The sequence below is a fragment of the Oceanisphaera submarina genome, from assembly GCF_046521305.1.
Classification (GTDB): domain Bacteria; phylum Pseudomonadota; class Gammaproteobacteria; order Enterobacterales; family Aeromonadaceae; genus Oceanimonas; species Oceanimonas submarina.
In genome coordinates this window covers 60,147-75,418 of record NZ_JBKGFN010000015.1, presented here as the reverse complement: position 1 = coordinate 75,418, position 15,272 = coordinate 60,147, and the positions used below count along the sequence as shown (strand labels likewise).

Annotated in this window: 16 protein-coding genes; all 16 read left to right on the top strand. The window is 58.3% G+C overall.

The features are described from left to right. Window positions 1-30 precede the first annotated feature (30 nt). The 16 genes from ACLEIV_RS14390 (at window position 31) to ACLEIV_RS14315 (ending at window position 15,272) form a co-directional block, all read left to right on the top strand. The gene (locus ACLEIV_RS14390) at window positions 31-501 is read left to right on the top strand and encodes a flagellar basal body-associated FliL family protein (protein WP_410457324.1); all 471 of its coding nucleotides are present in this window, start codon (window positions 31-33) and stop codon (window positions 499-501) included. Between the two features lie 7 nt (window positions 502-508). Further along, entirely contained in the window at window positions 509-1,567 is a 1,059-nt protein-coding gene (fliM, locus tag ACLEIV_RS14385) for a flagellar motor switch protein FliM (RefSeq protein WP_410457323.1), read from the top strand. Next, window positions 1,564-1,980, top strand: a complete 417-nt coding sequence (fliN, locus tag ACLEIV_RS14380) for a flagellar motor switch protein FliN (protein WP_410457322.1) — start codon at window positions 1,564-1,566, stop codon at window positions 1,978-1,980. The genes fliM and fliN overlap by 4 nt, the downstream gene beginning before the upstream one ends. Continuing rightward, window positions 1,980-2,351: a flagellar biosynthetic protein FliO gene (gene fliO, locus ACLEIV_RS14375; RefSeq protein ID WP_410457321.1), complete on the top strand. Its 372-nt coding sequence runs from the start codon at window positions 1,980-1,982 to the stop codon at window positions 2,349-2,351. The genes fliN and fliO overlap by 1 nt, the downstream gene beginning before the upstream one ends. Continuing rightward, window positions 2,338-3,084: a flagellar type III secretion system pore protein FliP gene (gene fliP / locus ACLEIV_RS14370; protein ID WP_410457320.1), complete on the top strand. Its 747-nt coding sequence runs from the start codon at window positions 2,338-2,340 to the stop codon at window positions 3,082-3,084. Before fliO ends, fliP begins: the two co-directional genes overlap by 14 nt. Further along, on the top strand, window positions 3,084-3,353 hold the full coding sequence (gene fliQ, locus ACLEIV_RS14365; protein WP_410457319.1) for a flagellar biosynthesis protein FliQ: 270 nt from the start codon (window positions 3,084-3,086) through the stop codon (window positions 3,351-3,353). Before fliP ends, fliQ begins: the two co-directional genes overlap by 1 nt. 178 nt (window positions 3,354-3,531) lie before the next feature. Continuing rightward, window positions 3,532-4,320, top strand: a complete 789-nt coding sequence (gene fliR, locus ACLEIV_RS14360) for a flagellar biosynthetic protein FliR (RefSeq protein WP_410457318.1) — start codon at window positions 3,532-3,534, stop codon at window positions 4,318-4,320. Continuing rightward, window positions 4,321-5,454 (top strand): flagellar biosynthesis protein FlhB, encoded by a 1,134-nt coding sequence (gene flhB / locus ACLEIV_RS14355; RefSeq protein ID WP_410457317.1) that lies wholly within the window; start codon window positions 4,321-4,323, stop codon window positions 5,452-5,454. It begins immediately after the preceding gene. A gap of 169 nt (window positions 5,455-5,623) precedes the next feature. Next, a complete protein-coding gene (gene flhA, locus ACLEIV_RS14350; protein WP_410457316.1) occupies window positions 5,624-7,720 on the top strand; it encodes a flagellar biosynthesis protein FlhA in 2,097 nt (698 codons plus the stop codon). A 16-nt stretch (window positions 7,721-7,736) separates the two neighbouring features. Next, window positions 7,737-9,122, top strand: coding sequence for a flagellar biosynthesis GTPase FlhF (gene flhF / locus ACLEIV_RS14345; RefSeq protein WP_410457315.1), 1,386 nt, complete (start codon window positions 7,737-7,739; stop codon window positions 9,120-9,122). Next, a complete protein-coding gene (locus tag ACLEIV_RS14340; protein ID WP_410457314.1) occupies window positions 9,115-9,999 on the top strand; it encodes a MinD/ParA family protein in 885 nt (294 codons plus the stop codon). Before flhF ends, ACLEIV_RS14340 begins: the two co-directional genes overlap by 8 nt. Next, the gene (locus ACLEIV_RS14335) at window positions 9,992-10,705 is read left to right on the top strand and encodes an RNA polymerase sigma factor FliA (protein WP_477529395.1); all 714 of its coding nucleotides are present in this window, start codon (window positions 9,992-9,994) and stop codon (window positions 10,703-10,705) included. The genes ACLEIV_RS14340 and ACLEIV_RS14335 overlap by 8 nt, the downstream gene beginning before the upstream one ends. Window positions 10,706-10,892: 187 nt before the next feature. Beyond that, a complete protein-coding gene (gene cheY / locus ACLEIV_RS14330) occupies window positions 10,893-11,264 on the top strand; it encodes a chemotaxis response regulator CheY (protein WP_477529394.1) in 372 nt (123 codons plus the stop codon). Between the two features lie 12 nt (window positions 11,265-11,276). Beyond that, window positions 11,277-12,026 (top strand): protein phosphatase CheZ, encoded by a 750-nt coding sequence (locus ACLEIV_RS14325; protein WP_410457312.1) that lies wholly within the window; start codon window positions 11,277-11,279, stop codon window positions 12,024-12,026. Between the two features lie 9 nt (window positions 12,027-12,035). After that, on the top strand, window positions 12,036-14,108 hold the full coding sequence (locus ACLEIV_RS14320) for a chemotaxis protein CheA (RefSeq protein ID WP_410457311.1): 2,073 nt from the start codon (window positions 12,036-12,038) through the stop codon (window positions 14,106-14,108). Window positions 14,109-14,135: 27 nt separating this feature from the next. Beyond that, a complete protein-coding gene (locus ACLEIV_RS14315) occupies window positions 14,136-15,272 on the top strand; it encodes a protein-glutamate methylesterase/protein-glutamine glutaminase (protein ID WP_410457310.1) in 1,137 nt (378 codons plus the stop codon).

Genomic DNA, 15,272 nt, shown 5'->3' with positions numbered 1-15,272 from the left:
CTTACTTCTCGTCAAGGATAAATAAACAACATGGCCGATGAACTCATCATGCCCAAGGTGGCATGGTACAAACGTAAACTTGTCTGGATCATCGTCTTGTTGCTGGTGTGTGCCGGCGGCGGTGCCGCCTGGTGGCTGATCCCCTCGTCCGACAGTGTCGAGGCGGCACCGGTGGTTGACAATCGGGCGCTGTATGTCGGCTTGTCCCGACCTTTTGTCTTTTCGGTGTCAGCCGGACGGCGGGAACGACTGGTACAGGTAGAACTGCAATTGATGGTTAGGGGGGAGGCCGGGGAAACGAAGGCCAAGCGCCACCTGCCGTTGCTGGAAAGTATCCTGCTGACGGTGTTGAGCCGTCAAAGTGCCGATAATTATCTGTCTGCCGAAGGCAAGCAAGGGGTTCGTCAGGAAGCGCTGAACGAGTTGAATACGGTGTTGACGGAAGAGCTGGGAGCACCCCTGATAGAAAAGGTGCTCTTTACCGGTATCGTAATGCAATAGGTGATTCGTGAGCGATCTGTTATCTCAGGATGAAATTGATGCCCTGTTACACGGGGTGGACGATGTAGAAGAAGAAGAGGCCAATGATGGAAACGGCGTTTCCATGTTCGATTTCTCTTCTCAGGATCGCATCGTCCGTGGGCGTATGCCGACGCTGGAAATGGTCAATGAGCGCTTCGCCCGACATATGCGCATCAGCCTGTTCAACATGATGCGGCGCACCGCCGAGGTGTCCGTCAACGGGGTACAGATGATCAAGTTCGGCGAATATGTACATTCGCTGTTCTTGCCCACCAGCCTGAATATGGTCCGTTTTCGCCCGCTCAAGGGGATAGGTCTGGTCACCATGGAAGCCCGTCTGGTGTTTATTCTGGTGGACAATTTCTTCGGTGGTGATGGTCGCCATGCCAAGATTGAAGGTCGAGAATTTACTCCCACCGAACGCCGGGTGATCCAGCTGTTGTTGAAGCTGGTGTTCGAGGATTACAAGGAAGCCTGGGCGCCGGTGATGGACGTGGGCTTTGAATATCTGGACTCGGAAGTGAACCCCACCATGGCCAATATCGTCAGTCCGACCGAGGTGGTCGTGGTCAGCTCTTTTCATATCGAGCTGGACGGCGGTGGCGGTGACTTTCACGTCACCCTGCCTTACGGCATGCTGGAGCCGATCCGCGAGCTGCTGGATGCGGGGGTGCAAAGCGACAAGGGTGAAAATGACTTGCGCTGGGGCAAGGCGCTGCGCGACGAAATTCTCGATGTGGGGGTAGACCTGTCGGTGAGACTACTGGAAAAAGAGCTGAGCCTGCGCGGCATCATGGAGCTGCAGGCCGGAGATATCATTCCGGTAGACATGCCCGAGCACCTGCTGATTTCGGTCGAGGGATTACCCAGCTTCCGCGGCCAGCTGGGGCGGTCCGGTGAAAAGATGGCGATGCGTATCACCGAAAAAATCAAGAAACCGGAAACGGTGAAGACAGAGTTGAGCCACGTTACCCGCCGTGGCGTGCGTATCGACGGTGAGGCCGAGCTGGAAGAACTGGAAAGAACCATTGAGGATGCATCATGAGTGATGAACAGAATGAGCTGGATGATGTCTGGGGCGAGGCCATGGCCGAACAGGTGTCTCAGGAAGGCAAAAAAGCAGAGACCTCATCGGCAAAGCGGGCCGAGCTGGATGACTTTAGTGGCGGCGATGCGCCGCCGCTATCCGGTGAAGAACGACGGAAACTTGACGCCATTCTGGATATTCCGGTCACCATTTCGATGGAAGTGGGCCGTACCCAGATCAGTATCCGTAATTTGCTGCAGCTGAACCAGGGATCGGTAGTGGAACTGGACCGGCTGGCCGGCGAGCCGCTGGATGTGATGGTAAACGGCACCCTGATCGCCCACGGTGAGGTGGTGGTGGTGAATGACAAGTTCGGGATCCGGCTGACCGATGTGATCAGCCAGACCGAACGTATCAAAAAGCTGAAATAATGCGTCTGTTATCGATATTGCTGTTGCTGCCGGCCACCGTACTGGCACAGGGACCGGAAGTTCGCTGGGATTCGTGGGCGCTGTCTTCGATGCTGGTGATCGGCGTTATCCTGCTGCTGGGCTGGGTGCTGCGCCGGTTGCGGGGGGCTTCGCTGCTGGGCGGCAGCCGCCAGCTCAAGATAGTGACTTCGCTGGCGCTGGGGCAGCGAGAACGCCTGCTGGTGGTGCAGGTGGGAGAAGAGCAGCGACTGCTTGGGGTGACCGCACAGCAGATCTCCGATCTGGGCAAGCTGGAACAACCGCTGGCGCCGGAGCAGGCGGGTGCTTTACTGGCGAGGCGGAGTGAAAGGAGCGGCCATGAGTCGTCTTAGTCGCTGCCTGCCCCTGTTGCTGTTACTGGCCGGGCCGGCCATGGCCCAGCAGGGCCTGTCGGCGGTAACGGTGACCACCAATGCGGATGGCAGCCAGGAATACAGCCTGACCCTGCAGGTGCTGGCGCTGATGACGGCGCTGTCTTTTTTGCCGGCCATCGTCATCATGATGACCTCGTTCACCCGCATCATCATAGTGCTGTCGATTCTGCGTCAGGCGCTGGGTCTGCAGCAAAGTCCCAATAACCAGGTGCTGATCGGCATCAGCCTGTTTCTGTCCTTTTTTATCATGTCACCGGTGCTGGACAGGGTGAATGTGGATGCCCTTCAGCCCTATCTGGCGGAAGAAATCGGTTCCAGGGAAGCCCTGGCCCGGGCCGAGCTGCCGGTGCGGGATTTCATGATGGCCCAGACCCGGGTCAAGGATCTCGACACCTTTCTCGACATCGCCGATATCAAGGTCGACAGCGAAGCCGACGTGCCGCTGCGGGTGCTGATACCGGCCTTTGTCACCAGCGAGCTGAAAACCGCCTTTCAGATAGGCTTCATGCTGTTTTTGCCCTTTCTGGTCATCGATTTGGTGGTGGCCAGTATTCTGATGGCGATGGGTATGATGATGCTGTCGCCGATGCTGATTTCGCTGCCATTCAAGCTGATGCTGTTTGTGCTGGTGGACGGCTGGAACCTGATCATGGGCACCCTGGCCAACAGCTTTGGCCTGGGAGCAGGATAGTGAGCCCGGAAACCTTCGTCGACATATTTCGCAGTGCGCTCTGGCTGGTGACGGTGCTGGTATCGGCGGTGATCTTGCCGAGTCTGGCCATCGGTCTGGTGGTGGCGGTGTTTCAGGCGGCCACGTCCATCAACGAGCAGACCCTGAGCTTCTTGCCTCGCTTGCTGGTGACCCTGGGCGCGCTGGCGGTGGGAGCTCACTGGGGCTTCGATATGCTGATGGATTTCTTTTACGAGATGATTTACCAGATCCCGCAGGTGATTGGTTAACACAAGGCTTAAAGCCGCCGGCTTTAAGCGAGCCGAGTATTTTGTAGGCGCCAGTTTATTCGGCGCAAACGGTCATACCCATCGGAATAGACAGGCGGAACGCAAATCTCCCGGCCACCGATGGTTTGTCTTAAAGCTTACGGCTACGGCTTACTGCCTTGTTTTCGGGAGATGATGTTTGAACTACAGCACCGAACAGATCCTGATGTGGCTGGCCAGCTACCTGTGGCCGCTGTGCCGCATCGCCGGCATGATGATGACCATGGTGATGTTTGGTGCCCAGCTGACGCCCGTCTATAACCGCTTGCTGTTGGCGGTTGCCACCACACTGGCGGTGGCGCCTGTGCTGCCAGTCATGCCCGATGTGGCGCTGTTTTCTGTTGGTGGCTTTCTGATCACCGGTCAGCAGGTACTGATTGGCGCCGTAATCGGCCTGCTGTCCCAGTTTCTGTTACAAACTTTCGTGACCGCCGGCCAGATCATCGCCATGCAGACCAGCCTGGGCTTTGCCTCCATGGTCGATCCGCTCAACGGCCAGTCTACTCCCGTGGTGGGCCAGTTGTATCTGATGCTGGGCACCTTGTTGTTTCTGGCCCTGAATGGTCATCTGGTGATGATTGAAGCCATAGTACTGAGCTTCGATACCCTGCCGGTGGCGATGAATGGCCTGTCGGTGACCAGTTGGGAAAACCTTGCCGGATTGCTGAGTCTGCTGTTCCAGGCGGCGGTGGCCATGTCACTGTCGGCCATCGTTGCCATGCTGTTGATCAACCTGACCTTCGGGGTCATGACTCGAGCCGCCCCCCAGCTCAATATCTTCAGCGTCGGCTTTGCGGTCAGCATGGTGTGCGGCCTCTTTATTTTGTGGCTGACCCTGGGCGGATTTCTGGGACATTTCGAAAACCAGTGGTTACGGCTGCAGACGGTGATGTGCGATACCCTTAACCTGATCTGTGAAGGAGGCTGAATGGCGGAGTCGGACGGTCAGGAAAAAACAGAACAGCCCACGGAACAACGCCTTCGCCAGGCACGAGAAAAAGGCCAGATCCCCCGTTCCAAAGAGCTGGGTACTGCCGCCGTGCTGTTGAGTGCGGCCCTGGGACTCATGATGGTCGGCGATGCGCTGGGCCTGGCCATGTCGCGGGTGTTTGAGCACAACTTTCGGATCGACCGGGAGGCCCTGTTCGATCCCGAGGCCATGATGCCGGCGCTGCGTGATTCCTTGCTGGGGTTGATGTGGCCCTTGTTTGGTTTCTTTGCCATCGTGCTGGTGGCGGCGCTGGTGGGCAACAGCCTGCTCGGGGGCGTTAATTTCAGTAGTCAGGCGATGCTGCCCAAGCTCGATCGCATGAGCCCGATGAAAGGCTTCAAGCGGATGTTCGGTATGCAGGCACTGGTGGAGCTGCTCAAGTCCATTGCCAAGGTGGTGTTTATCGCCACCCTGGCCATCTGGCTGTTGTGGGGCCAGTTTGACAATATTCTGCGCCTGAGCGATGAAACCCTGCCCGCCGCCATGGTCGGCTCGCTGGAATTGTTACTGCGCATGGGCTTGCTGTTGTGCATGGCGTTGCTGCCGATCGTCGCCATCGATGTGCCCTTTCAAATATGGAATCACACCCGCCAGCTGAAGATGACGCTGCAGGAAATCAAGGACGAATACAAGAACACCGAGGGCAAGCCCGAGGTGAAGGGCCGTATTCGCCGTTTGCAGCAGGAAATGGCCAACCGCCGCATGATGGGCGAAGTTCCCACCGCCGACGTGGTAGTAGTCAACCCGACTCATTACTCGGTGGCCTTGCGTTATGACAAGGACAAGCCCGGCGCCGCCCCCGTGGTGGTAGCCAAGGGCCTGGATGAAATAGCGCTCAAGATCCGGGAGATTGCCCGGGAATACGAGGTGCCGGTCATATCGTCTCCCGCCCTGGCACGGGCGGTATACCACTCCACCAAGCTCGATCGCGAAATCCCCGACGGCCTCTTCGTGGCTGTGGCCCAGATACTGGCCTATGTCTTCCAGCTGAACGCCTGGCGCAAGGGACAAGGCAACAAGCCGATTCCGCTGAAGGAAGAGCTGCCGATACCGGAAGAATATCGCACATAAGTTCGTTCAGGCTGAAATGGTTCATCACGACGAGACACGCTCGCCCCATCTAAACTCGGGCATGTCATCAGATCGCCGGGGATGGTGGCGATGCCAGCATAGCAGGATTATTTGTTGGCCTGCTTGTTGCATATGAAAGCCATCAATCATCGGCAACACAGCAGCGGTAATGGCATTCAAGGATAAGCTTTTACAGGCAGGACCCTGGTCCTCGTGGTTTCATAAGGGGTTGGGGACTCCCCTGCTGGTGCTGGCGGCACTGGGCATGGTGGTGTTGCCGGTTCCCGCCCTGCTGCTGGACGTGCTGTTCTCCTTCAATATCTCCCTGGCGCTGGTGATCCTGCTGGTGGCGGTATACAGCCAGCGGCCGCTGGACTTTGCCGCCTTTCCGACCGTGCTGCTGGTGGCCACCCTGCTGCGGCTGGCGCTGAACGTGGCCTCGACCCGAGTAGTGTTGCTGGAAGGGCACGAGGGCGGCAATGCGGCCGGTAACGTGATCGAGGCCTTTGGCTCCGTGGTGATCGGCGGCAACTACGCCGTCGGTCTTATCGTATTTCTGATCCTGATGATCATCAACTTCGCGGTGGTCACCAAGGGGGCCGGCCGTATTTCGGAAGTCAGTGCCCGCTTTACCCTGGACGCCATGCCCGGCAAGCAGATGGCCATCGATGCGGATCTGAATGCCGGTCTTATCAATCAGGACGAGGCGCGGCTGCGTCGGGATGAAGTGACCCGGGAGGCCGACTTCTACGGCTCCATGGACGGTGCCTCCAAGTTCGTGAAGGGCGATGCCATCGCCGGCATCATGATACTGTTCATCAATATCATCGGCGGTTTCATCATCGGCATGGCCCAGCACGGGCTGCCATTCGGCGAGGCGGCCGAGATCTATACCCTGCTGACCATCGGCGACGGCCTGGTGGCGCAAATTCCTTCCCTGCTGTTGTCGATTGCCGCCGCCATCATCGTTACCCGTCAGAATACCCGGGAAGACATGGGCCAGGCGATGCTGGGTCAGCTGTTCGATAATCCCAAGTCGCTGACCATTGCCGCCGGCATTCTGATCACCATGGGTCTGGTGCCGGGTATGCCCCATTTTGCCTTTCTGCTGCTGGGGGGACTGGCGGCTTTCGCCGCCTGGTGGACCGTGAAACGCAACAAGCGAACACAGCAAGAGGCGGTGGAGCAAGAGCAGGCACCGGCGGTACAGAGCACCGAGATGAAAGAGCTGAGCTGGGAGGATGTGGCACAGGTCGATACCATAGGCCTTGAAGTCGGTTATCGGTTGATAAGTCTGGTCGATCAGGCCCAGGGCGGCGAATTGCTCAGCCGGATCAAGGGGGTGCGCAAGAAGCTCTCGCAAGAGTTGGGTTTTTTGATCCCCGCCGTGCATATTCGTGACAACCTGGAACTGGGCCCCAATCAGTATCAGATCACCCTGATGGGGGTGAGCTCGGGGGCGGCCGATATTTATCCGGACAGGGAACTGGCCATCAACCCAGGCCAGGTCTTCGGGCCCTTGCAGGGTATCGACACCCGCGATCCCGCCTTCGACCTGGAGGCCACCTGGATTGCCAAAGACCAGATTGAACAGGCCCAGAGTCTGGGTTACACAGTGGTGGATGCCTCCACCGTGGTGGCGACCCACCTCAGCCAGCTGTTGACCAATCATGCGTCCGTGTTGCTGGGTCATGAGGAAGTGCAGAATCTGATCGATCAGATAGGCCGTAGTCAGCCCAAGCTGGTAGAAGGGCTGGTGCCCAGCGCCATGAGCCTGGCCCTGGTGACCAAGGTGCTGCAGAGCCTGTTGCATGAAGGGGTGACCATCCGTGACATGCGTACCATTTTACAGACCCTGACCGAGTATTCGACCAAGAGCCAGGATCCGGAAGTGCTGACCGCAGCCTGTCGTATCGCCCTGCGTCGTTTTATGGTGCAGGAGATAGCGGGCACCGAGCGCGAGCTGCCGGTGATTACCCTGGCACCAGAACTGGAACAGATATTGCAGAACTCTTTACAGTCCGGTGGTGCTCAGGGCAGCGGCATCGAGCCTGGCCTGGCCGAGCGCATGCAGCAATCACTGGCACAGGCGGCGGCTAACCAGGAAATGGAGGGACAGGCGGCTATTTTGCTGACCTCCGGCATGTTGCGCACCACCTTGGCGCGCTTTGTAAAACACACGATTCCCAGCCTGCGGGTCTTGTCTTATCAGGAGGTACCTGATGACCGTCAAATCCGCATCGTGGCGTCTGTTGGCCAGCAGTAGCAGGGTGGTAGTTTAAATGAAGATAAAACGATTTTTTGCCAAGGACATGAGAGCCGCTCTGGCCGAAGTGAAGGATGTGCTCGGCGCGGACGCGGTCATCATGTCCAATAAAAAAGTCTCGGGCGGCATCGAGATAGTGGCGGCGGTGGATGACGACGAAATTCCAGTCACGCCGGTGCAGCGGCCGCTGCGGGATGACAATGTCAAAATTTCGGCGCAGGCTCGTCAATTTATTTCCCCGCTGGATGAAAAACAGCAGTCCGAAACCCTGCAGTCGCTGTTGCTGCGCGGCCGCAGCGAAGCGTCTCCCAAAACCCTGGCCGAGCAGGAAAGCTGGGCCGAACCCGGCCTGAAAGAGTCGCACAAGGATCAACGTCAGGAGCCTAGACTGGGAGCAAGAGAGCCGCTGGCACAGCCTCAGTTGCATGACAGTCGAGAGAATAAACGCAAGGAAGGGGCCAAGGACAAGGAGCTGAATGCCATGCGCCAGGAAATTGCCAGTATCCGGCAGTTGCTGGAGCATCAGGTGTCGGGTCTTATGTGGCAGGAGGTGGAGCGCCGCGAGCCGGTACGCGCCATGGTGATCAAGCAACTGAACGGACTGGGATTCAGCGACGGTTTTGCCGATCAGCTGGCGATGCGGGTGAATGACAAGGCTCAGCCCCACGAAGCCTGGAGCCAGATTGAAGCGGCCCTGAGTCAGCAACTGATGACCGGTGAAGACGAAATATTGCGCCAGGGGGGGGCGGTGGCGCTGCTGGGCCCCACCGGCGTCGGCAAAACCACCACCATCGCCAAGCTGGCTGCCCGCTTCTCCTCCCGCTACGGGGCCGACCAAATCGCCCTGGTGACCACAGACCATTACCGGATTGGCGCTCATGAGCAACTGCAAACCTATGGCCGCATCATGGGGGTGGTGGTCAAGCAGGCTCGCACCTATCAGGAGTTGGCGCAGGCGTTGTATCAGCTGCGTCATCGGCGGCTGGTGTTGATCGATACCGCCGGCATGGGGCAGCGGGATCTGCGGCTCAACGAGCAGCTCGACACCCTGGTCGGGGATAAAAAAATCAAGATTCGCAACTATCTGGTGTTGCCGGCTACGGCCCAGCGCCGGGTGCTACAGGAAGCGGTGGATCACTTTCGCCGCATCCCCCTGGCCGGTTGCATTCTCACCAAGCTGGATGAAAGTCTGTCGCTGGGTGATGTGCTGGATATCAGTATTCAGAACAGCCTGCCTATCAGCTATATCACCGACGGGCAACGAGTACCGGAAGACCTGCGGCTGGCGAATGCCCTCGAGCTGGTCAAACAGGCGCTGGGCAGCGTAGAGCAGCGTCGGGAGGATCCTTATTACTGGGAATCCTCGGAGTTTGATGAAGAGGATGCGCGTTTTTATGAATAATTGGTTTCAGGACCAGGCGAGTGGGCTGCGGCTTATGCAAAAAACAAGCAGAGTACAGGTTATTTCGATTACCGGCGGCAAGGGCGGTGTTGGTAAAACCAACATTACCCTGAACATGGCCTCGGCCATGGCGGCGCAGGGCAAGAGAGTGATGGTACTGGATGCGGATCTGGGGCTGGCCAACGTCGATGTCTTGCTGGGTATCCGGGTCACGCGCAATCTTTCCCATGTATTGCGGGGCGAATGCACCCTGGACGAGGTGTTGGTGGATGGGCCTCAGGGGATCAAGATTATCCCGGCTACGTCCGGCAACAAGTCGATGACCGAATTGTCACCGCTGGAGCACGTGAGCCTGATCCGTGCTTTCAGCGAAATGCTGACGCCGATTGATATCCTGCTGGTGGATACGGCCGCCGGCATCTCCGACATGGTGCTCAGTTTCTCCCGGGCTGCGCAAGAGGTGGTAGTGGTGGTCTGTGACGAACCCACCTCCATCACCGACGCCTATGCACTGATCAAGATACTGTCTCGCGACTACGGCGTGTTTCGTTTCAAAATAGTGGCCAACATGGTCCGTAGTCAGCGTGAAGGACAGGAATTGTTCGCCAAACTGACCCGGGTCACCGACCGTTTTCTTGACGCGGCACTGGAACTGGTGGCCTGCGTGCCCTTCGACGGCAACCTGCGTCTGGCGGTACGCCGTCAGGCGCTGGTGGTCAATCAGTACCCCACGTCACCTTCTGCCATGGCGATCAAGCTGCTGGCGGTCAAGGCCCTGAGTTGGCCGGCGCCCCAGCGAGCAGGCGGCCATTTGCAGTTCTTTATCGAAAATCTGTTAACCCCGCCGGTGGTCGAGTCCGATGTCCGGGGTGAATAAGGCGCTGGTGTATACCAGACAGCAGGGCAACCAGTTGGTGGAGCGTCATGCGGGGCTGGTGCGCCGCATCGCGCATCACCTGCTGGCGCGATTACCGGACAGCGTGCTGCTGGACGATCTTATCCAGTCGGGCATGGTGGGTTTGCTGGAAGCCGCCCGTAATTTTGACGCCGGCAAGGGCGCCAGCTTCGAGACCTTTGCCGGTATTCGCATTCGCGGCGCCATGCTCGATGAAATTCGTCGAGGAGACTGGGTGCCGCGCTCGGTGCATAAAAACAGCCGTCAGATTTCCGCCGCCCTCGTCGCCGTACAGCGCCGGGAAGGGCGTAATGCGAACGACAGAGAAGTGGCCGAAGAGCTGGGTGTGAGTCTGGATAACTACTACGGCATGCTGCGAGATACCAGTAACGGCAAGATTCTGGAAATGGACGAATTTGAAACCGGTGTCGACCATCATGCGGAGGAGGGGAGCCATGCCTCCGGTCCGTTCGAAGACATGGCCAGGCAGCGCTTCTTGAGCGCACTATCGAGCCATATCAAGACATTGCCCGAGCGGGAGGCCCTGGTGTTGTCTTTATATTACGACGAGGAGCTGAACCTGAAGGATATCGGTCAGATACTCGAGGTCAGCGAGTCCAGGATCAGTCAGATCCACAGTCAGGCCATGCACCGCTTGCGCGCCAGGCTGAAAGAATGGAAAGGGTGAAAGAAAGCGATAAGCTGTAAGTTTTACGCCTGTTAAATGACCAGAATTGAAGGTCAGGACGTATTTTATTGTCCTAATCATCCCGGATACCATTCAAGTTAGGGTATAACGGGTCGATATAGTTAAGATACTTGTCATGTTCAGCGGCCGCAGGTCGGCTGATAGGAGGAAATACTTGGACAAGAACATGAAAATCCTCATCGTGGATGATTTTTCAACGATGCGCCGGATTATTAAGAACCTGCTTCGCGATCTCGGCTTCAATAATACCCATGAGGCCGACGACGGCACCACCGCCTTGCCGATGCTCAAGGGAGGAGGCTTCGATTTTGTGGTCACCGACTGGAACATGCCCGGCATGCAGGGTATCGACTTGTTGCGCGCCATTAGAGCCGACGAAAAACTCAAACACCTGCCGGTCCTGATGGTGACGGCGGAAGCCAAGCGCGAGCAAATTATTACCGCCGCCCAGGCGGGGGTGAACGGCTACGTGGTCAAGCCTTTTACCGCCGGCACCCTCAAGGAAAAACTCGAGAAGGTTTTCGAGCGAATCGGATAAAAAGGCATCGCAATGGCACTACAGAAAGGAATGATCAGCCTGGAGCAGGCCCGCATACTGGTCGCCATGCTGGAGCGTGGCGATCAGGACGGCGCAGACCGTTATCTTACCGACGTGTGCATGCCCCAGACGAAAGAGCTGCTTGGTGAAGTCGGGCAGTTGACCCGTCAGTTGCATGACGCGCTACAGGAATTTCGCAACGATCCACGCTTGCCTGAGCTGGCGGAAAATGAAATTCCCGACGCCAGAGAGCGGCTGAGTTATGTCATCGACATGACCGACAAGGCGGCCAATCGCACCATGGATGCGGTGGAGGCCAGCCTGCCCATTGCCGATCGGCTCAATGATCGTATTCAGCAGGTAATGCCGGGCTGGCGTGAGTTGATGCAGCGGCAGCTCGAGTTGAACAAATTCAAAGAATTGTGTTTTCAGCTCGACGATTTTCTACAGGGTTCGGAGCAGGATGCCAATCAGTTGCGGCAACTGCTGACCGAGATCCTGATGGCGCAGGATTACCAGGATCTGACCGGTCAGATGATCCGGCGGGTGATCAACCTTGTGCATGAGGTGGAAGCCAAGCTGGTGGCCATTCTTTCCGTCTTTGGCAGCTTGCCGGGCATGGAAGACGCCCTGGCCGCGCCAAAGAGCGCACCGGTCTCGGCCATTGCTGCCGAAGGCCCGATCATCAATAAAGAACATCGTCATGATGTGGTCTCGGATCAGGACGGCGTAGACGATCTGCTGTCCAGTCTGGGATTCTAAGGAGAACACATGGGCTTTGAGGTAGATGAGGACATTCTGCAGGACTTTCTGGTGGAAGCATCGGAGATTCTGGAGCAATTGTCGGAGCAGTTGGTGACACTGGAGCGCCAGCCGGATGATAAAGACTTGCTCAATGCGATTTTTCGCGGTTTTCACACCATTAAAGGTGGTGCCGGTTTTCTGTCGCTGACTGCACTGGTGGACACCTGCCACAAAGCCGAAAACGTGTTCGATATTTTGCGCACCGGCCAGCGCCGGGTGACTTCCGAGCTGATGGACGTGATTCTGCGGGCGCTGGATTCGGTGAACAACATGTTTGCCGAAATCCAGAACCGTCAGGACCCGACTCCGGCCGAGCCGCCGTTGCTCGATGCTCTGGAGCGTTATTGCGAGCCCGCCGGCGATGACGAGGCGATGGCTGACACCGGGGTGATCCCCGAGGCGGTGGACGCGTCCATTGCCGGTCTGAGCGAAACCGAATATCAGGAAATGCTGGATGAACTGGCTCCCGAGGCATCGGCAGAAAACAGCGCTGATATGATCTCTGCCGCTTCTGCTGACACTGTCTCTGCCGGTAGTGGCGATGATATTACCGACGATGAATTCGAGGCGCTGCTGGATCAGCTGCACGGTGTCGGCAAGCACGGCGGCGCTCCGCAGCCGGCCGCCGCGCCGCCGCCCAGCCAGGCATCCAGTGATGACGAGATTGATGACCTGGAGTTTGAAGCCTTGCTCGACCAGTTGCATGGTTCCGGCAAGGGGCCCTCGGTGACGGTTTCTGTGCCTGCTTCCGCCGTGGCCTCCGTGCCCGACCCGGTAGCGACGACCGGTACTGCGGCCGCCGCGGTACCGGTGGCGGCGACGGCCGTTGCCGAGAAGGCGCCGGTCAAGGCCCCGACCAAGGCCCCGGCGCCAGATACCACGGTACGGGTGGATACCAGGATCCTCGATAACATCATGAATATGGTGGGCGAGCTGGTGCTGGTGCGTAACCGCCTGCTCAGTCTGGATGCCAGTCATGACAATGAAGATATTTCCAAGACGGTGGCCAATCTGGATGCGGTGACCGGTGATTTACAGGGTGCCGTTATGAAAACCCGCATGCAGCCGATCAAGAAGGTTTTCGGCCGCTTCCCGCGGGTGGTGCGAGATCTGGCGCGCAGCCTGAACAAGGAAATCAATCTGGAAATGGTCGGGGAAGACACGGACCTCGACAAAAACCTGGTGGAGGCGCTGGCCGATCCGCTGGTGCACCTGGTGCGAAACTCCTGCGATCACGGGGTAGAGATGCCCGACGAGCGGGAAGCGGCCGGTAAACCCAGGGCCGGTGTCATTCGGCTGACCGCCTCTCAGGAGGGAGACTACATCCTGCTCGGCATCGAAGATGACGGTGCCGGCATGGATCCGGAAAAGCTCAAAAGCATCGCCATCAGCCGGGGCATCCTCGATGCGGACGGTGCCGCCCGCATGAGCGATAACGAAGCCTATAACCTGATCTTTGCCCCCGGTTTTTCCACCAAACAGGAAATTACCGATGTCTCCGGCCGAGGCGTGGGTATGGATGTGGTCAAGACCGGTATTACCTCGGTGAATGGCTCCATTCATATCGACTCGGAAAAAGGCAAGGGCACCCGGCTGCAGGTCAAGGTGCCCCTGACCCTGGCAATATTGCCAACCCTGATGGTGCTGGTGGGCAAGCAGACCTTTGCGTTGCCGCTGACCAACGTCAACGAGATTTTCCATCTCGATCTGACCCGCACCAGTACCGTCGATGGCCAGCTCACCATAGTGGTGCGTAACAGCGCCATTCCGCTGTTCTATCTGCAGGACTGGCTGCTGAAAGGCGAACGTCTAGCCCGCAAGGAAAAGGGGCATGTGGTGATAGTGGTGGTGGGAAATCAGCAGGTCGGTTTTGTGGTCGATGGTCTTATCGGTCAGGAAGAGGTGGTGATCAAGCCGCTCGATCAGCTGCTGCACGGTACCCCCGGCATGGCCGGGGCCACCATTACCAGCGATGGCGGCATCGCGCTGATCCTGGATCTGGCTGGTCTGATCAGGGCCTATGCCCGGCGTTATGCCTGATAACAAAAAGCGAGTGCGAGGATAATAATGGCTATTCGGGTGTTAGTGGTTGATGATTCTAGTTTTTTTCGTCGTCGCGTCAGCGAGATCCTGGAGCAGGATCCCTTGTTGACCGTGGTGGACACCGCCACCAATGGTCAGGAGGCGGTGGAAAAAGCCCGCTTGCTGCGTCCTGATGTGATCACCATGGACATAGAAATGCCGGTCATGGATGGCATTTCTGCGGTGCGAGCCATCATGAAGGCGACCCCGACACCGGTGCTGATGTTTTCTTCGCTGACTCACGACGGCGCCCGGGCTACGCTGGATGCGCTGGACGCCGGCGCCATGGACTTTTTACCCAAGCGATTCGAAGACATAGCCCGCAGTAAAGAGGAAGCCATTCTGTTGCTGCAGCAAAGGGTCAAGACCATCGCCCGCCGCCGGGCCTTCATGACGCCTCGGGCGACGGCGCCCAGCCCCTTGCGCGGCCGGTCGACGCCGGTCGGCTCCGGCTCCGGCGTTGTCGGCCGCCTGGCCTCCACACCGGTAACCTCGGTTGCGCCCGAGCCGGTTGTCGATCGCCGCAGTCTGCCCCGACGCAGCGGCAAGCATTATCAACTGCTGGCCATCGGCACCTCGACCGGGGGCCCGGTCGCGCTGCAGAATGTGTTGACCAAGCTGCCGGCGAACTTCCCCCATCCCATAGTGCTGATCCAGCATATGCCCGGTACCTTCACCACCGCCTTTGCCGCCCGGCTCGACGGCCTGTGCCAGATAGGGGTCAAGGAAGCGCAAGACGGCGATCAACTGCGTCCTGGCCATGCCTATCTGGCACCCGGCGGCAAACAGATGCTGTTTGAAGGCCGTCCCGGCGCCGCCCGGCTACGGATCCTGGAAGGCAATGACAAGGTTAATTACAAACCCTGTGTCGACATTACTTTCGCCTCGGCCGCCAAAATCTACGGCGGTAAGGTGCTGGCGGTGGTGCTGACCGGCATGGGCGCGGACGGACGGGAAGGCGCCCGGCTGCTGAAAGATCAGGGGGCCAGCATCTGGGCCCAGGATGAAGAAAGCTGCGTGGTCTACGGCATGCCTCAGGCGGTAGCCAAGGCCGGTATTGCTACCGAATCCCTGTCCTTGCCGCTGATAGGCGAGGCCATCATCAACGAGATGGGCGGTTGA